The 17,374-nt window shown below is 62.3% G+C and carries 21 protein-coding genes and 2 tRNA genes; 11 read left to right on the forward strand and 12 right to left on the reverse strand.

Annotated features, from left to right (window positions below):
* Positions 1–20: 20 nt before the first annotated feature.
* Complete coding sequence (locus ABID37_RS11745) at positions 21–1,136, reverse strand: hypothetical protein (protein WP_354194874.1); 1,116 nt, start codon at positions 1,134–1,136, stop codon at positions 21–23.
* 238 nt (positions 1,137–1,374) lie between these two features.
* Here ABID37_RS11745 and ABID37_RS11750 point away from each other — a divergent pair.
* The 3 genes from ABID37_RS11750 to ABID37_RS11760 all read left to right on the forward strand — a co-directional run bounded on the left by ABID37_RS11750 (position 1,375) and on the right by ABID37_RS11760 (position 2,491).
* Positions 1,375–1,450 (forward strand) — tRNA-Thr (locus tag ABID37_RS11750).
* A 266-nt stretch (positions 1,451–1,716) separates the two neighbouring features.
* On the forward strand, positions 1,717–1,977 hold the full coding sequence (locus ABID37_RS11755) for a hypothetical protein (protein WP_354194876.1): 261 nt from the start codon (positions 1,717–1,719) through the stop codon (positions 1,975–1,977).
* 325 nt (positions 1,978–2,302) lie between these two features.
* On the forward strand, positions 2,303–2,491 hold the full coding sequence (locus ABID37_RS11760; protein ID WP_354194878.1) for a hypothetical protein: 189 nt from the start codon (positions 2,303–2,305) through the stop codon (positions 2,489–2,491).
* A gap of 73 nt (positions 2,492–2,564) precedes the next feature.
* Here ABID37_RS11760 and fghA read toward each other — a convergent pair whose 3' ends face one another.
* The 3 genes from fghA to ABID37_RS11775 form a co-directional block, all read right to left on the reverse strand.
* Positions 2,565–3,398 (reverse strand): S-formylglutathione hydrolase, encoded by an 834-nt coding sequence (gene fghA / locus ABID37_RS11765; protein WP_354195173.1) that lies wholly within the window; start codon positions 3,396–3,398, stop codon positions 2,565–2,567.
* A gap of 157 nt (positions 3,399–3,555) precedes the next feature.
* Positions 3,556–4,116: an acyloxyacyl hydrolase gene (locus ABID37_RS11770; RefSeq protein WP_354194880.1), complete on the reverse strand. Its 561-nt coding sequence runs from the start codon at positions 4,114–4,116 to the stop codon at positions 3,556–3,558.
* Positions 4,117–4,186: 70 nt separating this feature from the next.
* Positions 4,187–4,783 carry an IMPACT family protein gene (locus tag ABID37_RS11775; protein ID WP_354194882.1) on the reverse strand — a complete coding sequence of 199 codons (597 nt, stop codon included), beginning with the start codon at positions 4,781–4,783 and terminating at the stop codon, positions 4,187–4,189.
* A gap of 145 nt (positions 4,784–4,928) precedes the next feature.
* On the opposite strand from ABID37_RS11775, the gene ABID37_RS11780 reads away from it, so the two are divergent.
* Both ABID37_RS11780 and ABID37_RS11785 read left to right on the forward strand, forming a co-directional pair.
* Entirely contained in the window at positions 4,929–6,137 is a 1,209-nt protein-coding gene (locus ABID37_RS11780; protein ID WP_354194884.1) for a BaiN/RdsA family NAD(P)/FAD-dependent oxidoreductase, read from the forward strand.
* 168 nt (positions 6,138–6,305) lie between these two features.
* Positions 6,306–6,382: transfer RNA gene (locus ABID37_RS11785), tRNA-Arg, on the forward strand.
* 23 nt (positions 6,383–6,405) lie between these two features.
* On the opposite strand, the gene ABID37_RS11790 is transcribed toward ABID37_RS11785, so the two are convergent.
* The 6 genes from ABID37_RS11790 to ABID37_RS11815 are packed head-to-tail and all read right to left on the reverse strand — an operon-like array spanning position 6,406 to position 10,578.
* Positions 6,406–7,137, reverse strand: a complete 732-nt coding sequence (locus ABID37_RS11790; RefSeq protein ID WP_354194886.1) for an MBL fold metallo-hydrolase — start codon at positions 7,135–7,137, stop codon at positions 6,406–6,408.
* 11 nt (positions 7,138–7,148) lie between these two features.
* On the reverse strand, positions 7,149–7,910 hold the full coding sequence (locus tag ABID37_RS11795; RefSeq protein WP_354194888.1) for an amino acid ABC transporter ATP-binding protein: 762 nt from the start codon (positions 7,908–7,910) through the stop codon (positions 7,149–7,151).
* Positions 7,911–7,941: 31 nt separating this feature from the next.
* Positions 7,942–8,619 carry an amino acid ABC transporter permease gene (locus ABID37_RS11800; RefSeq protein WP_354194890.1) on the reverse strand — a complete coding sequence of 226 codons (678 nt, stop codon included), beginning with the start codon at positions 8,617–8,619 and terminating at the stop codon, positions 7,942–7,944.
* A gap of 18 nt (positions 8,620–8,637) precedes the next feature.
* Positions 8,638–9,549 (reverse strand): transporter substrate-binding domain-containing protein, encoded by a 912-nt coding sequence (locus tag ABID37_RS11805; RefSeq protein ID WP_354194892.1) that lies wholly within the window; start codon positions 9,547–9,549, stop codon positions 8,638–8,640.
* A 46-nt stretch (positions 9,550–9,595) separates the two neighbouring features.
* Positions 9,596–9,907 carry a GYD domain-containing protein gene (locus tag ABID37_RS11810; protein ID WP_354194894.1) on the reverse strand — a complete coding sequence of 104 codons (312 nt, stop codon included), beginning with the start codon at positions 9,905–9,907 and terminating at the stop codon, positions 9,596–9,598.
* Positions 9,904–10,578, reverse strand: a complete 675-nt coding sequence (locus ABID37_RS11815; protein WP_354194896.1) for a cysteine hydrolase family protein — start codon at positions 10,576–10,578, stop codon at positions 9,904–9,906. Before ABID37_RS11815 ends, ABID37_RS11810 begins: the two co-directional genes overlap by 4 nt.
* Before the next feature lie 108 nt (positions 10,579–10,686).
* Between ABID37_RS11815 and ABID37_RS11820 the strand changes: the two genes are divergently transcribed.
* Together ABID37_RS11820 and ABID37_RS11825 are read left to right on the forward strand one after the other, a co-directional pair.
* Positions 10,687–11,595, forward strand: a complete 909-nt coding sequence (locus ABID37_RS11820; RefSeq protein ID WP_354194898.1) for a LysR substrate-binding domain-containing protein — start codon at positions 10,687–10,689, stop codon at positions 11,593–11,595.
* 31 nt (positions 11,596–11,626) lie between these two features.
* Positions 11,627–12,517, forward strand: a complete 891-nt coding sequence (locus ABID37_RS11825) for a LysR substrate-binding domain-containing protein (protein ID WP_354194900.1) — start codon at positions 11,627–11,629, stop codon at positions 12,515–12,517.
* Between the two features lie 276 nt (positions 12,518–12,793).
* On the opposite strand, the gene ABID37_RS11830 is transcribed toward ABID37_RS11825, so the two are convergent.
* Positions 12,794–13,504, reverse strand: a complete 711-nt coding sequence (locus tag ABID37_RS11830; protein WP_354194902.1) for a hemerythrin domain-containing protein — start codon at positions 13,502–13,504, stop codon at positions 12,794–12,796.
* Between the two features lie 118 nt (positions 13,505–13,622).
* Complete coding sequence (locus tag ABID37_RS11835; RefSeq protein WP_354194904.1) at positions 13,623–14,540, reverse strand: LysR family transcriptional regulator; 918 nt, start codon at positions 14,538–14,540, stop codon at positions 13,623–13,625.
* Positions 14,541–14,753: 213 nt separating this feature from the next.
* Between ABID37_RS11835 and ABID37_RS11840 the strand changes: the two genes are divergently transcribed.
* The 4 genes from ABID37_RS11840 (at position 14,754) to ABID37_RS11855 (ending at position 17,368) form a co-directional block, all read left to right on the forward strand.
* The gene (locus tag ABID37_RS11840) at positions 14,754–14,918 is read left to right on the forward strand and encodes a glutathione S-transferase C-terminal domain-containing protein (RefSeq protein ID WP_354194906.1); all 165 of its coding nucleotides are present in this window, start codon (positions 14,754–14,756) and stop codon (positions 14,916–14,918) included.
* Between the two features lie 120 nt (positions 14,919–15,038).
* On the forward strand, positions 15,039–15,746 hold the full coding sequence (locus ABID37_RS11845; RefSeq protein ID WP_354194908.1) for an SDR family NAD(P)-dependent oxidoreductase: 708 nt from the start codon (positions 15,039–15,041) through the stop codon (positions 15,744–15,746).
* 21 nt (positions 15,747–15,767) lie between these two features.
* Positions 15,768–16,241, forward strand: coding sequence for a YybH family protein (locus tag ABID37_RS11850; protein WP_354194910.1), 474 nt, complete (start codon positions 15,768–15,770; stop codon positions 16,239–16,241).
* Positions 16,242–16,462: 221 nt separating this feature from the next.
* Positions 16,463–17,368, forward strand: coding sequence for a DMT family transporter (locus ABID37_RS11855; protein ID WP_354194912.1), 906 nt, complete (start codon positions 16,463–16,465; stop codon positions 17,366–17,368).
* Positions 17,369–17,374: the final 6 nt, after the last annotated feature.

The following is a 17,374-nucleotide window of genomic DNA, read 5'->3' on the forward strand; positions in this document are numbered from 1 at the left end:
ACAGGCGTAAAAACAACGGCTTACTGGTTGGGCGAAACCCTGATCTCGTAGATGTCGATGGCCTTGCCCTGGTTCTCGACATCGGAATTGATGGCGATGGTGCCGGCCGCTCCGGCGCGCTTGTCGGGCAACTGCACGTCGAACAGATATTCGCTGCGCTCGCGCCCGACCTCGTAGCGCTTGCGCCCGCAATCGCCGAGCTCGCCGAAATTGCAGTCGATGGATATCTGCGTTTCCTTGCCGTCCTCGGCGCGGGCCACCAGCACGAAGACCGCCCGCGTGCCCGCCACCTCGTCGAGTATGCCCTGGCCGACGTCGAAAGAGACGGCGGAGCCGGAGCCGCCCGAGCGCACCCGCAGGAAAGAGCCGCTGTCGTCCTCCATCACTTCGGCGCTGGCATCCGAGGGCGTGGAAACCGTCGTCGGGTCGAGCGGCGTGAAGACGGTGATCCATTCGCCGGAGAATTCCGCCTGCCCGGTCTGCAGCGGCGCAGTCGAGCCTGAGGGCGAGAAATCCTCGTCCTCCACGCTGGCCGGCGGCACAGGCACCTCGCCGCGCTCTTCCGGCGAGCGCAGCGCGCCCGATTGCAGCAGCCACCAGGCGCCGAGGCCGATGATGACCAGCAGCGTCAGGCCGGTGAACAGGGCGGGGAGGCCGCGCTTGCGTGGGCGCCGCCGCCGCGGGGCCCGGTCGGGCTGCGGCTCGGCCGCCGTGCGCGGCAGCGGCGCATCTGGCATGATGTCCGGCACTTCCGGCAGCACATGCCCGTTGGAAGGCGCATCGGTATGACCGGTGGGCGTGTCGAGCGTCGGTTCGCTGCGCGGCCCGCGCGGGGCAGGACCGGCCGCTGCGGCCTGGACTGGCGCGTCCACGCTTGGTGCCGGCACGCTGTCTTCATCCGCCATTGCGGAACCGGCGGCCGAGGGCGCCGGCAGGAATTCCGCCTCGATCTCCGCGATCTTCGCCTGCATGGCCTTGCGGCGGTTGATGGCCGTCTCGACCGTTACGTTCGGATTGGCCTGCAAGGCGCGATCGAGCGCGGAGAAGGCCGAACGGTACACCTTCTCGCGGAAGGCCCGGTCCCCGGCGTTGCCTTTTTCCAGGGCGTTCCGAATCGCTTTTTCGATCGGGTCCAAGCCGGAATCCTTTGAAAGCCGCTTACGATGTGCTGATGGTTACCCGCAGAAAGCCGATCAATCAACGCTGTTGGCGAACTGCGAACAGGACCTTCCCGTACAGCATGCCGCTTTGCCGGCCATATCCGGCCGGGAATGCATCGCCGTCGACAATCCATGCTGAATTTACGCGGGCCATCTTGAATTTGCCCGGGCTTGCGGGTATCACGCCCGCACTTTCGGAGGTTCGCCCTCCGGGGCCGCTGTAGCTCAGTTGGTAGAGCACGTCATTCGTAATGATGGGGTCGGGGGTTCGAGTCCCTTCAGCGGCACCAGTTTCCTTGCAAGTTCCGTCTTTCTCCGCCCGCTGTGGGTTTGGTGCGCCCGGCAGCCATTCGCGATGGCGCGCGCCGTACAGGGGGCATTGCGGGGAAGTTCTTTCCTGCGTCAATTCCTGCCCGCTTTTGCCGTCCAGTTATCGTGAACAGACTGGTCAATCTTGAACATCTACTGACTGTCTTTCGAGGCGCCTATATCCGGAGGGTCAAAGCAATGGATCGAAATTGCTTTGTAATTATAAATGCTTAGAAGGATTGAAAAGATGACCAGGATTCTCGCTTCGCTTGCCGCGCTCGCCCTGCTTTCGGGCTCCGCCATGGCGGCCAGCACCATCAGCGGCACCGTCCGGTCCTATGACAGCCAGGCGCGCACCATCGTTCTTGAAGATGGTTCCACCGTCTCGGTTCCCCTGCATGTGGGGGTCCCTGCCAATTTGGGCGCTGGTTCCTACGCCAAGGTCCAGTTCGACGGCGAAACGGGTGATGCCACGACGGTGTTCAGCGGCAGCCTTGCCGGCAACTGAAAATCGACCCGAAAATTTATCTGCCCGCCGCCACAAATGTTGACGGCGGGCAGACTGGCGTCCATCGGCCAGTCGCCCGGCAGGCCACTTTTCTTTGCGCCGCCGCAAAGTCCATGTTCCCGCAATCGGCTACCGGTTTTTGAAAACTGGCCCGAACAGGGGAACTCCGATGAACTACGTGCTTGTGCTCGCCGCTATGTCGCTGCTTCTGGTGGCCGTTGTCTCCTCCCTTGGATTTACGTGACCGCAGGCGGCCGTCGCGCCGCAGCGCTCCGTTCCCGCTGCGCTGGAAACGTCCAGCAATGGTCTCTTCAGGCAGGCTGACATGAACCAGAAAGTGCGCCTTACACTGTCGATCGAGGTGAGCGTCGACGATGAGTTCTCGCCGGGCGACCATGCGCAGGACATCGTGGCCATTGCCCGCAAGATGTTCGGCGCGGCCCATATCGATCTCGTCGACATCGGCATCGTGCCGCCGCCGGAGTGCCGGATGCAGCAGGCCGATCGGCCATAGCTGGAGCATCGGACCGAAAAGCGTACGCGGTTTTCGGATTATTCCGATGCTCCAGGCTATATGCCGTGCCGGCTCACCCCATCCGCTGGGCGTGCCACTTCAGATGGTCGTCCATGAAGGTGGAGATGAAGTTGTAGGAATGGTCGTAGCCGTCCTGCATGCGCAGCGTCAGCTCCATGCCGGCCGCGCGGCAGGCCTCGTCCAGCAGCCACGGGCGCAGGCCTTCGTCGAGAAAGCCGTCGGCCGTGCCCTGGTCGACCAGCAGTTCGGGGAAGCGGTGGCCGTCCGCGATCAGCAGCGTGGCGTCACAGCCGCGCCAGCTCGCCTCGTCCGGCCCCAGATATTTCTCCAGCGCCGGCCGCGACCATCCCGCCGTGCTCGGCTGGACGATCGGCGCGAAGGCCGAGCAGCTTGCGAACCGGTCGGGGTTCCTCAGCGCGATGGTCAGCGCGCCATGGCCCCCCATCGAGTGGCCGAAAATGCCCTGCCGGCCCATGTCGGCGGGGAAATGGGCGGCGACCAGCGCCGGCAGCTCCCCGGTGACATAGGAATACATGCGATAGTTCTTCGCATAGGGCGCCTCGGTGGCATCGACATAGAAGCCGGCGCCGGAACCGAACTGCCAGTTGTCCTTCTCGTCGGGAATCCCCTCGCCGCGCGGGCTGGTGTCGGGACACACGATCATCAGGCCGAGCTCGGCCGCCAGGCGCCGGTATTCGCCCTTGTCCATGACATTGGCATGGGTGCAGGTCAGCCCCGACAGGTACCACAGCACCGGCACCGGCCCCTCCTTGGCCTGCGGCGGCACGAACACCGCGAAGGTCATCTCGCAGGCGCATGTCTCCGAGGCATGCGCATAGACACCCTGGAGGCCGCCATGCGCCTTCGCGCTCGAAACTGTCTTCATCATCGCAGACCCTTCAGAGGAACGCCTTGGCAGGCGGCAGCCGAACCGCAGCTCATGCCTGCCATGGGAAAATGGTGTCGAAACGGCCGCAACTGAACCCACAATGCCCGAAAGGTCAAGGACGGCCGGCGTCGATTGTCCCGGCTCCGCGTGTCCGTCAGAAGCGAAGCACCAGCCGCGCGCCGGCATTCTCGAAACCGTCATTGGCCCCGGCAAGTTCCGCATTCGAGAAATGGTTGAAATAGACCTGAAACGCGGTGCTTTCGGTAACATCCACGCCCGCGCTGGCCTGAAGATGGAAGAGGACGTTCGATCCGAGGTCGCGCGGGCCTATGTGTCTGCCGGTGTTGACCGATCCGCCGGCACTGAAGCCGACATAAAGCCCTTCCGTCAGCCGGGCTTCCCAGTTGAGGCCGGCGTAAAGGAAGTGCACGGGGTCGGAGGACAGCGCCACATCGGCGCCGACATAGGGTCGCGGCGAGCCCAGCCATGCCAGAAAGCCGGGTGACGGCGCCAGGATCTCTCCATTGAGGGTGCCGCCGTTGAAGTCATGCGGCACGAAGACCCCCGCGTCGTATATTCCCCCGCCAATCCGTGCTTCCCAGCGCTCGGCGTGCGGCGCGATCCGTCCGCTTGCCTCGCCGGCCTGCACCGCGGAGGCCACAAACACACCCAGCCCCACCGCCACGGCGGCGGAGACCACGCTCGATATCTTCACGACTCACCTCTCTCGGCCCGTCGAGAATAAGGAGCGTGATTTGGCCGCGGCTGTAAAGCCCCGTCGCGCTTCATCGAGGCATGGAAATCGTGGCGCGGCCGCTGGTGAGGTCGGCGACCATCGCCAGCGTGGCTTCGAGTTCCGGGCGGTGGATCGATACGGTGAACGCCCCGCCGGTGGCGGTGTAGTTCTGTGCCGTTATGCGTGCGGCCGGCAGACCGGCCAATCGGGCCTCCACCAGCGCCAGATCGGCAAAGCCGCAGGTGATCGTCACCTCGGCCGTTTCGATGAGCGGGATCTTGGCCGCCGCCCGCAGGCAGGCGGCGGCCGTGCCGCCATAGGCCCTTATCAGCCCGCCGCTGCCCAGAAGCACCCCGCCGAACCAGCGGGTGACGACCACCGCCACGCGATCCAGCGACTGGCCGTCTATGGCTTGCAGGATCGGTTTTCCGGCGGTTCCGCCGGGTTCGCCGTCGTCGCTGAAGCGATAGGCCGGGCCCACCCGCCAGGCCCAGCAATTGTGATTGGCCGAGGCGTCGGAGTGCGCGGCGATGAACGCCTTTGCCGCCGCTTCCGAGTCCACAGGTCCGGCGATGGCCAGAAAGCGGCTTTTCCTGATGTCCTGTCGAGCGCTCTCGACGGCGGCGAGGGTGTGGAGTGTGGCCATTCGTCCTCTCATAGAGCCGGAAAGGCGTTCAGGCCAATCGCCGATATTTCCGCCTACCGGTTTGCGGGCGTTGCTGCATCGCCTGTTGATGGATGCGCCCGGATCGTCTACCGGGCGCGCAAAGAGAAGCGGGCGGAAGCATTCGATGCGGCGTGAAACATTCGACACTGTCATTCTCGGGGCGGGCGCCGCGGGCATGATGTGCGCCATCCACGCCGCCGCGCGCGGCGGCCGGGTGCTCATCTTCGATCACGCCCGAAATCCGGGCGAGAAGATCCGCATTTCCGGCGGCGGCCGGTGCAACTTCACCAATATCGGGGCCACCGCCCGCACCTTCCTGTCCGGCAACCCGCATTTCGCCAAATCCGCGCTCGGCCGCTACACGGCGCAGCATTTCATTGCGCTGGTCGAGAAACACGGCATCGCCTATCACGAAAAGACCCTGGGGCAGCTCTTCTGCGACCGCTCGGCCAGGGATATTATCGCCATGCTGTTGCAGGAGATGGCGGGCGCCGGCTGCGAGTTGCGGCTCTCCACCACGCTGGAAAGGATCGAGCGCAGCGAGGCGGGCTTTACGGTCACGCTGGGCGGCGAGCGCCCGGCGATTGTCGATTGCCGCCACTTCGTGGTCGCCTGCGGCGGAAAGTCGATCCCCAAGATGGGGGCCACCGGCCTCGGCTATCAGCTTGCCCGGCAGTTCGGGCTGGCGGTGACCGAAACCCGCCCCGCGCTGGTGCCGCTCACCTTCGGCGAGGATGTGCTGGCGGGGTTTCGCGAGATCGCCGGCGTGGCGGTGGACGTGCGCGTCTCCTGCGGCAAGACCGCATTCGAGGAGGCGCTGCTGTTCACCCATCGCGGCCTGTCCGGCCCGGCGATCCTGCAGATTTCCTCCTATTGGCGCGAGACGCAGCCGATCCGGATCGCGCTGCTGCCCCCCACCGACATGTTCGCGCTGCTGTGCGCGGCCAAGCGCGAGAATGGCCGCAGGAGCATTTCGACGGCGCTCGGCGAAATCCTGCCGAAGCGGCTGGCGGCCCGTCTCGCCCAGGTGCAGGGCTGGTCGGGCACGCTCGGCGAGGCGACCGACAGGAAGCTCGCGACGATCGCCGCCACGCTGCACGGTTGGGAGCTTCACCCCATTGGAACCGAGGGTTATCGAACCGCCGAAGTGACGCTGGGCGGTGTCGACACGGGCGGCCTCGATTCGCGCACCATGGAGGCGAGGGCGGTAGCCGGGCTCTACTTCATCGGCGAGGTGGTGGACGTGACCGGCTGGCTGGGCGGCTACAATTTCCAGTGGGCATGGTCGTCGGGCTGGGCCGCCGGAACCGCGATCGCCGAACGCGCCGCCTGACCGCCGCTCGTGGAGCGGGCCTTGCGGGACGGAAATGACGAGCGGGGCGGGGCTTGTCGGGGAATTTGTGCGTTCGGCCACTTGCTGGATAGGGATAAACGCCGCTTTCGCAATCTCTGCCGTTGATGGACGCCTGCGGATCGTCTAAGAGGTTGCACGCCTTGCTATGCACCCGTAGCTCAGCTGGATAGAGTGTCGCCCTCCGAAGGCGAAGGTCACAGGTTCGAATCCTGTCGGGTGCGCCATAAGCGTTAGAATATCGGCAGCACTAGGACTCCTGCGTACTTTTGGAGCAAAGGTAGGCCTGAGCGAGTTCCCTTAGGCGCGGCTCTCCAAAGCTAACCCCATGACCGCCATGAGTCACATGAACTTCGAGGTGCAGCAGGCGCTCCATGGTCGCCTTATAGATCTCGATGTCACAGCCCGGCAGGTCGTCCACGAGCTTCCCCTCATAGATCGCGTCGCCGCTGAAAAACGTGCCCGCCTTCTCATCGAGAAGGCCGATGGAACCGGGGGAGTGGCCGGGAAGGTGTAACACCGTGTAACGGACCTCGCCGATGTCGATGATGTCGTTTTCCCTGAGGGTCGTGGTCAGCGGCGCGGGCGAAATCGTATAGGTCTCCGGCCTCGCGCCCGGAGACGGCACCTGCGCGAGGGCGCCCGGTTGCGTGCGAAAATAGGGGGCCAGCGTGTCGGCGTCGTGCATGTGCGCGAAGGCAGCGGCTTCGGCTTCGTGTCCCAGCCGGTTCTCGAACTCATGGAACGAACCGACATGGTCGATATGGGCATGGGTTGCGACCGCCAAGACGGGCTTGCCGGCCGGAATGTTCAACGCGCGCTCGAGGCTGCAGAAACCCATGCCGAAGTCGATGACGAGGTCGGCGTCCCGACCGACGATGTGAAACATGTTGGCCCGGAAAAAGCTGTGTACATGCGGCTCGTAAAGCCGGGTCAGCCCCTCCGAGAGCATCTCCTTCGAAAACCAGTCCGTATCGCTCACCCTCTCCTTCCTCAATGCAGAAGTTTGCCGAGGAAGCGTTTCGTGCGCTCGTGCACTGGCGCGGAGAACAGGATGTCGGGCGTGTTGCGCTCGATGACTTGGCCGCCATCCATGAAGACCACCTCGCTCGCCACCTCGCGCGCGAAATTCATCTCGTGCGTGACGCAGACCATCGTCATGCCGTCGGACGCGAGAGAGATCATCGTGTCCAGCACCTCCTTGACCATTTCGGGATCGAGCGCCGAGGTCGGTTCGTCAAACAGCATGATGCTCGGGTTCATGCACAGCGCCCGGGCGATGGCGACGCGCTGCTGCTGGCCGCCGGAGAGCTGGCCGGGATATTTGTCCGCCTTCTCCGGAATATGGACGCGCTCCAGATATCGCATGGCGATCTGGGTCGCCTCCTTCTTCGGCAGCTTGCGCACCCAGCGCTGGGCCACCGTGCAGTTTTCCAGGACCGTCAGATGTGGGAACAGGTTGAAGTGCTGGAAGACCATGCCGACATCGCTTCGAACGCGGTCGATGCGCTTGAGCTGGTTGGTGAGCTCGATGCCATTGACGATGATCGAACCTTCCTGATGCACCTCGAGGCGGTTCATGCAGCGGATGAGCGTCGACTTTCCGGAGCCGGATGGGCCGCAGATCACGATGCGCTCGCCCTTGTTCACCGTAAGATCGATGTCCTTCAGCACCTGGAAAGCGCCATACCATTTGTTGACGCCCGCCACCTGGATTGCGGGCTCGTGGGCAGGAGCGATGGTCGGTTGGGTCATGTCCGTATCCAGCTCGGGAAGAAGGAAGGGATTAGCGGTAGCCGCGTGAAAGCACATGCTCGATACGGTTCTGCGCGAGTGTCAGCACCGAGACGATGACGAGATAGTAGACGAGGGCGGCGCCATACCATTCGAGGAAGCGGAAGCTTGTCGCGATGGCGAACTGCGAGACGGTCATCAGCTCCTTGAGTGAGATCACGGTTGCAAGCGACGTGGTCTTCAGGAGCGAGATGAATTCGTTCATCAGCGCGGGAACCGCGATCCGGAGCGCCTGCGGCATGGTGATGACCAGAAAGATCTGCCAACGATGCATGCCAAGGGCCGCGGCTCCCTCCCGCTGGCCATGGCCGACGGCGGCAAAGGCGCTGCGCAGGATTTCCGCCAGGTAAGCGATCTGGATGAGAGACAGCGCCAGGAATGCCGCGACGAAGGGTGTGAACCAGCCGGCGCGAAAAATCTCCGAGATCTGCGGCAGGCCATTCCAGACGAAGAGCAACACGAGCAGGGCCGGGGCACCGCGGAATAACCAGACATAGAGCGTCACCAGCCACCGGAGCGCCGGTCGGGGGGAACCCGCCATGGAGCCGAGCCCCATGCCGAGCACCAGAGACACGGCCATCACACAGAGGGAAAGGCCGATTGTCAGGAGCGCCCCCTTGAAGAGGGGGGCGCTGAAAATCGCGTGCAGGAAGAGGTCGAGTTGGAACAACGATGAACCGTCCTGTCGTCAGTTGACGTCGTGGGAAACGTCGGTCGCCGTCTCCGGCAGGTTCCATTTCTGAAGAAATGCCTTCATCTCGCCGCTTGCCTGGAGGGCCTGGATCGCCTCTTTCAGCAGCTGGCGGTCGCTGTCGCTCTTTCGCAGATAGATGCCGTAGTTTTCACTCTGATCGTAGGTGTAGGGTATGGCCAGGCGACCCGGAATCTGGAGCATGCGATAGGCGGCCGTTGTATCCTGCGTGATGGTCGCCGTCGCGCGACCCACCAGAATCTGCTCGATTACCCCGGAGGCGGAGGGATAGGTCTGCACTTGGGTCGGGGCCTTGCCTTCCGCTTCAAGCTCCGCATTCAGGTCGGCGGCCATCTTCTCATAAGACGTGCCGGCCTCGATCGCCATGATCTTGCCGCTGACGTCGGCGGGGACCTTCGTCTCCGTATCTTTCGCCGCGGTGACCATCACGACATGAGAGCTGAAATAGGGGATGCCATCGTATTTTTCGAGGCGGGCGGGCGTGATCAGGATGCCGCTTGCAACGAGATCGCAACGCTTCGAATCGAGCGAGGGCAGCAGCCCCTTGAAGTCGCCGATGACATATTCGGCCTCTACGCCCCAGCGCTTGGCGATCGCGTTCATGACGTCGATTTCAAAGCCGATGAGGTCCTTATCGCCCGGATTTTCGTAGTACTCCATCGGCGGAAACTCGCCGCCGGTGCAGACCTTCAAGACACCCCCCGATACGAAATCAGGCTTTTCGTCGGCGGCAAGGCCGTTGCCGGCGCCGAAGAGCAAGGCAAGCACGGCGCCTGCCAGAAGAGACGGTTTTACACCCGATATCGTGGTCCCCATTGTCATGTTCCCTTTTTTAGCTTCTTGGATCGAAGTTTTTAGAAGTCGTATACGAGCGGCCTTTTCAAACAAGCTAAATGTTTTCTCTAGGAAATCTCAGAAAAACTAAACTGTTTTGCTAGCTCACCACATCAAGGATCTGGCCGTATATCTTGGTGTCGAAGGCCGGCAGGATGAGAGGCTCCACATGTCCGTCGCGACGCGCGGTAAGGACGTATTGCATCATCGCCTCATTGCTCGGCATTTCGAAAACCTGCGCGAAATCGTAGGGGCCAAGCAGCGCATAGAAGGCGATCGAACGACCGCCGAGTGCTGCCACGCGGTCCTCGCTGACCTTCCGGCGCTTTGCGCTATCGGTGAGTTCGGCAAGCCCCTTCTGTGTCAGGCGCATCAGCGACAGGTATTTCTGGTTCGCGCGCACTTCGCTCATTTCGCAGCTTTTCCGAGCTTCTTCAGGCCAGCGACGGCTGCTGCTGTATCGGTAAGGGCTCCAAAAATGCCATTCTCGACAGTGACCATGTGAAGCGCCGCCTCGTGGGCGTACTGGTCGCCGCTGGCGCAGGCGTCAGAAATCGTCAGGCACTGGAAGTTCCGGTCACAGGCTTCCCGGAGTGTCGTGTGCACGCAGACATCCGTGGTGCAGCCCGTAAACAGGAGATGCGTGATCCCCTGCGCGCGAAGAACATGCTCGAAATCCGTATAGGTGAAGGCGCTGTTGCAGGTCTTGTCTATGATGACGTCTTCCGGGCGCACGTCGAGTTCGGAGACGATCTGGAAGCCGGGGCTGGACCGCAGCAGAGCCGTGGTTTCGTCGAGGCCGGAGCGCTGCCGGCGCCATTTTTCGTAAGGGGTCATGTCGGCGAGATCGGCGCGATAGCCCTGCCGCGTATGGATGATCAGGATGCCCGCATCCCGGCAGGCCGCGATGAGCTGGTTGACCGCTGGAAGGATCGCGCGGAGCGGTGCGGGATCATAGCCCTGGCGCGCGAAGTAACCCGTCGTCGAGAGGAAATCCTCCTGCAGATCGATGACGACGAGCGCAGTCTTCCGCACTTCCAGATTGCCATCATAGGGATAGTCGAATGGTTTTGCCGAGATCATGAGCATTCTCCTCTGTGTCCTTGGAATAGCACCCTTAACAGTTTGGAAAAATCAATTTATAATCGCCGATATCGTTCTATTATATCAAACTATTGGTCGACCCCTCCGATGAGCCGCCTTGCCCCATACCTGCAATATCTGCCGGCCTTCGAGGCAACGGCACGTCTCGGAGGGGTCCGGCATGCGGCCGAGGAACTGAACCTCAGCCCCAGCGCGATTTCCCTGCAATTGAAGAAGCTCAGCGAAGCGACGGGTATCGTGCTGTTTCAGAAAGCGGGCAGGAATGTTGCGCTGACCCAGGCGGGTAAGGATTTTTCGCAGGCTGTTGCCATATCGCTCGGCCAACTCGACACGGCGACGCGCGCCTCGCGAAGAATCACCGTTGGCGACCAGCCCGCCGCACTATCGGTCTCCGTGCCGACCGCGCTAGGCATTGCCTGGCTGACCGCAGCGATCGTCGATTTCGCCCAGTTGAACGGCATTACCAGCTTGACGATCAACGAGGCAATCACCGCCGCGGATGTGGACTGGGACAAGAACGACCTCGCCATCGTCTACGACAACCCGCCGTTTACCGGAAAATATTGGCGTTCGCTCAGCGAAGTCAGGCTCTGCGCCGTTTGCTCGCCGACGCTGTTTCCCCGCCTCGACCTGCGCAACCGCGACAGGAAACTGAGTTCGGTCGCCCTCCTGCACGAGGACGACGGCGGCGAATGGGCCAAGTGGTCCATCGCCGCGCGGATCGGCTTGGAGGGCAACACGCGGGTGCGGGTGAACTCGGTGGCGCAGGCGATCGCGTCTGCCGTCCAAGGCCGCGGTGTGGCGCTGGTCTCGGACGTACTGACGCGGAACTTTCTGAGCGAAGGCCGGCTCATCCAGCCGTTCTCGACGACGATCAACGCCGCGCGCGAATATTACATCGTCTGTCCTGTGGACCGGGCGGACGATCCGGTTCTGCGCGCGCTCGCCGATCGCGTGATCAAGCAATTGCGCCCCGGACGCGACCAGAATGCCTGACCGTCAAGCCCCCGACCGAGGAAAGAAGTCGATGGCGCTGCCTCCCCTTCATGCATTTCGCGTCTTCGAAAGCGTCGCGCGGCTCGGCAATGTCAGCGCGGCGGCGGCCGAGCTGCACGTAACGCCGGGCGCCGTCAGCCAGCAGATTCGCGCATTACAGGCGGCGCTCGGGGTCGACCTGTTCCAAAAGCGCGGCCGCCAACTGGCCCTGACCCGGAGCGGGAGCCAGCTCCAGCGCTCGGTGGCAAGCGCGATGGATGCGATCCAGACCGGCGTCCGCCAGGTTTCGGCGCAAAGATATGGTGAAGCGAGCAGGCGGACCCTGACCATTTCCATCCCCCAAGTGCACGGCGTCGCGTGGCTCGCCACCCGGCTTTTCACCTTCATGGCCGACAGCCCGAATTTCCAGTTGAAAGTCGTCACATCGAGCCACTTTCCCGGCGTCGACTGGCGCAAGACCGATGTTGCGATTGTCTATGGGACACCGCCGTGGCCGGGTTTCTGGTGGCGCCTGCTGCACGGCATCCACATGACGCCGGTTTGCAGCCCGCAGCTCCTGCGTGGACCGCAGGCCATCCGCCAGCCCTCCGACCTCGCCTATCATCGGCTGCTTCATGAGGACGACGGATCGCAATGGCGTCGCTGGCAGGCGGAGGCGGGCATTGCCTATGCCGGCGAAGCGGACGTCTATTTCGACGACTTCGGCATCGTCCTTCAGGCCGCACGTGATGGTTTCGGTGTCGCGCTCAGCGATGAAGTTGTTTCCGCCCGCGATCTTGACGAAGGCCGACTGGTCCAACCGCTGCAACTCAGCGTACCCGCTCTACACAATTATTATTGTATCTGCCCGGAAGCAAAACGGGAGACTGCCGAGGTGGGCTCTTTCATCAACTGGTTAATCGAGGAGGCGGCAATGTCATGAAAGCTTTTGACGGGACCGCAAAGCTGGTTCGTAGACGCTGTCCATTTAACCTCACTGGCGACATTCAGGATTTGTCCTGCTTTCGGGCCGGGGCCGATCGACCTCTGCGGCATGCACACGGGCGACAGGCTCGTTGTTTCGCTCGTGCATAGGCCGCCGAAGATCGCGAGTGGATGGCGCCGACATGGTCTGCCCATCAGGGAAGGACCGCCGCCCGACATAGGACAGCCAGATTCCCCGGCCAAACTGAAACATTCCCGTCGAAACGTGGTGCCGTCAGACTGGAACGTCATAGGCGCCAAGCGCAGGCACTAGTTCGGAATCCTCATAGCCAAAGTGCGAGCGGATTGCCTTGTCGAGGAGCTTAAATGCGGAAACACATCTTCCGAAGACAAAGGGATCCCCCGTTTTCGCCAGATGTGCGGCCTCTCGCCGCAAATCGTCGATCAGCGTGTGAATCACCTCGTGCTCAGCATGCAACCGATCAAGGAGCGGTCGGACCCGTTCGTCACCGCGGTGAGCCAGTTCCGGGAATATGTACGCCTCTTCGATGTCGTGATGCCCCTGCAAGGCACGGCATTGGCTGCCGCACAGCGTACCGAAACGTTCCATGTTGCGCGTCAGAGGCAGCTTGGCGAGAGCTGGAGCGAGACTGGAAGGGTCGGCAACCGCGTTGCGGATATCTTCCATCAATCCCGCTACCGCATCGACGTCGCGTAGATGCATCGCATGGATCAGCGAGAGCCTTCTGGCCGCCTGTTGTTGAGAAGGTGTCAGCTGAGGAAGCGCGGGCGCTTTGGGACGCGCGGCGTCATCGTCGAGCGTTTCCGGGGAAAGTTTCATCCGGCGGCCTTTCTGATCGCGCTGCGACACGGAAGCCGGTGGCGAGCGGGAGCTATTGCCGCACTCATCGCGAGCTTGCAGATCATCTTTCTTGTTCGCCGCCGATCTAGGTACAGAAACAAAGCAATACAAGATCGTCGCCAAATCGCGGTCCGGCAGAGGAGGGCGGCTTGCTTTCGGTGCGGCCTATGAAGCTATGTTCGGCGTCGGGCGGCAGCCGCAAACAATGTCCTTGTGCCGTCGGCCTTGTTCTGGCTCCTGGTCAGTTCGACAGCGAGGATTTCATCGCCTGATCGCGCAAGTTTGCGATCAACCATCGCCCTGCCGGCCCGGGCGGAAAATCGCGGCGATGTAGGGCAGACATCCTGATCTGGTCTCCTTCTTCCCAGACACCGCGTTCGGTATCAAGCTCGATGAGATTGCCATTGGCCAGGTCGGCCCGGACCATTGGCAAGGGCATGCTGCCCCAGCCCAGACCCGCCTTCAGAAAAGCGTGCTTCATTCCCAGGTCCGTGAGCCGCCAGACCTTTGATGCGATTACCCCGAACTGCTGTCCCTGAGAGAGCTCGGACTTGTCTGCCAGGACGAGTTGAACATGCCCCGACAATTGTCTCATCGAGATCGGAGCGGACGTCATCGCCAGCGGGTGGCCGGGTGAAGCCACGAGCGTCAGCCTGGTGGACAGAAGCAAGGTCGTCTCCAGTTCCGGCGAAAAGAGCTGGGCTGCGGCGGCGACCGCAATCGAGCACCGCTTGTCGAGCACGGGTTGGATCACCGCCCCGAGACCTTCGACCTGGACCCTGAGCAGCGTGTCCGGGAAATTGGCCGAAAAATCGGCGATTGCCGCAGTCAGGATTTCAACCGGGAACATCTCGTCAATTGCGATCGACACCTCCGGCTCGATTCCACTCGCAAGATCCCGGGCGCGGGCCCTGAACTGGCCCGCTTGTCGCAACACTGTCCGCCCTTCCTGGGCCAGAACCCTGCCGGCCTCGGTCGGTACCGGGTAGCGCCCTTCGCGGTTGAACAGCCTCAACTTGAGCTGGGTCTCAAGACCGGCGATCGTCTGGCTGACGACGGATTGCGCCCGGCCGATCTTGCGACCTGCCGCCGAGAAGCTGCCTTCATCGACGGCTGCGACCAGGGTGCGCATCTGGTCGAGGGTAATCGCTTCTATCATCCATCTCTCCGATCGATACATTGTATCGATATATATAGGCTATTAGGATAGTTCTGCCACGTCCTATATCTCTGCAACCCAACGGAGCGCGTCTGCGACACGCTCAATAACGGAGTGTACAAAGCAGGGTTTCGCAACGACACAAGCAGCCTATGACGAGGCCTGTTCCAAATTCTGGACTGGCTGGAAGAACGTCTTTCCGGGCGGAACGGGTTGATCGAAGATCAGCTCACTGAGGCCGACATCCGTTTGTTCACGACGCTCATACGCTTCGACGGTGTCTATGTCGGACACTTCAACACAAACTTGCGGAGGATCGCCGACCACCTGGCGGTCGATTTCGAACACATCAGGACCCCCCTATTGTCAAAGCCATAGGACGACAAATTTATGCGGGATTATCCCGGCGGGCCCTGTCTTGACCTGCGGGATTCCCGCGCCAAGTGAGCGAGGCAAGCCAGGAATTGTCGGACGCAACCTCATGAACGGGAGATATCGATGAGCACCACCAAACCGATAGCCGCCATCATCGGCGTTGGTCCCGGCAACGGCACCGCGCTGGCCCGCCAGTTTTCGGCGGCGGGCTATGCCGTGGCGCTTCTTGCCAGAAGCCTCGACCATACCGGGCCGCTGGCCAAGGAATTGGGCGATGCGGTGGCGATCGTATGCGATGCCAGTGTCCCCGATTCCGTCGCCGCTGCCTTCACGCAGATCAAGACCGAGCTGGGTGACACAGATACCTTGATCTATAATGCGGGACCAGGAACCTGGGCCACGATCGAAGAGGCAAGTGCCCAGGATTTCGAGCGAAATTGGCAGGTAAATGCGTTGGGTCTCTTTGTTGCGACGCAGCAGGTGCTTGCGGGCATGAAACAACGCGGGGGTGGCAACATCCTGATCGTTGGCGCGACCGCATCACGGCGCGGCAATGCGCGCACCGTCGCGTTTGCGCCGGCCAAGGCGGCGCAGCGCAGCCTGGCCGAGGGTCTGGCGCGGCATCTGTGGCCGTCCGGCATCCATGTCGCGTTAGTCATCATCGATGGCGTGGTCGACCTGCCCAGATCGCGCAAGAACATGCCGGACAAGCCGGACAGCTTCTTCGTCAAGCCTGAGGCACTGGCGAAGAACGTGTTGTGGCTGGCGCAGCAGGACCGTTCGGCATGGACGTTCGAGATGGAAGCTCGACCGTTCGGTGAAAACTGGTAGGCTATCAAAAGGAGCGGCCGGGTGATTTCCGATAGCACCGATGCACCTATCCAGGACCCGGCCGAGATTGCGCAACAATTTGCCGATGCCTGGAACGCGCGCGACGCGGCGACGCTGGCCGAACTCTTCGCGGAAGATGCTGATTTCGTCAACGTCGTCGGCCTTTGGTGGTGCAAGCGTCGCGATATCCGCAAGGCCCATGACTATGGCCTGTCCACGTTCTTCCGGGCTGCGCATTTGATTGTCGAGGAACGTCGGGTGCGTCCCATGGGCGACACGGTGATCGTGCACGCACGCTATCGTATCGAGGGCCAACTCACTCCGGAAGGCAGCGCCGCCGACCCGCGGCATTCGATCCTGGTCTTCGTCGTTCGGCGACAGGGTTCGGGATGGATTGCAGTAGCCGCGCAGAACACTGAGGTCATTCCCAATACGGAAACGTTCCTGGCAGTGACAGGGTCGCGCAACGCTGTCGACTACCGCAAGGCACGCTGAGAAGCGCTGGGCGCACTGGCGTTCTCCAGGGCCGCTCCGCCGGCGAATCCACCGCTCGTGTGGGATCGCATCCCAGATCCCTGCCCTGGCCGGGGTCTGCTGGCAGGATCTTGGTCACCCGGAAATTGCAAGGCAGTCATGTTGAATTGGGTATACGCTTTCCACAATTTGATACGATATCGTATCAAATATAATTTCGGTTCGCTTGATACGAGGCCCTCATGACCCTTTCACCCAAGATGGCGGCTGCCGTGGCAACGATACTGTGGGGTTTGACCTATATCGTTACCACGGAGATGCTGCCGCAGAATCCCATGTTCATTGCCGCCGTGCGGGCCATAGGCGGTGGCCTGCCGCTGCTACTGTTGGCGCGCGAGTTCCCGCCGCGCGACTGGTGGGGCAAGATCGTTGTTCTGGGAACACTGAACAGCGGGCTCTTCTTCGCACTTCTGTTCATCGCGGCGGTGCGGTTGCCAGGCGGTGTCGCGGCAACCTTTCAGGCGCTTGGGCCGCTATTCATGGTGCTGCTCGCACGACCTGTGTTGGGAGCGGTTCCCTCGTCCGGCAAGCTGGCAGCGGTCGTTCTAGGCGCTCTGGGTGTCGCGATGGTCGTGTTGAAGGGCGATGCCGGGCTGGACGCGATCGGCGTCGCCGCGGCTCTGGGTGCAGCCGGTTCGGTTGCCTTGGGCAGCACGTTCCTGCATCATTGGGGACGGCCTGCGTCGCTCATCGGACTGACGGCATGGCAATTGATCGTGGCGGGAGTCGAATTGTCCATTGTCGCTGTAATCTTTGGCGATATTCCTGCCAGCCTGACCGGCGAAAATGCAATCGGGCTGATCGTCATGGCGCTGGTTATCACCGCACTGGCCTTCGTGCTTTGGTTCGGTGCGGTCCAGAAGGCAGGGCCATCGGCTGTCGCGCCGCTGATGTTGCTGACGCCGCTGACAGCTTTCGCGCTGGATGCCGTTTTCCGTGGCTTTGTTCCGACGCCGATACAGTCGGTTGGCGTGGCCATCGTTGTCGCCAGTCTGCTTTATGCTCAGCATGTTGATCGCCGCGCCTTCCGGGTCGCCCATCATGACAAGCCTTCGATGGCGCAATCGGCTGCAAACCAAGGAAAATGAGTGACC

The organism is Aquamicrobium terrae (genome assembly GCF_040545735.1).
Classification (GTDB): domain Bacteria; phylum Pseudomonadota; class Alphaproteobacteria; order Rhizobiales; family Rhizobiaceae; genus Mesorhizobium; species Mesorhizobium terrae_A.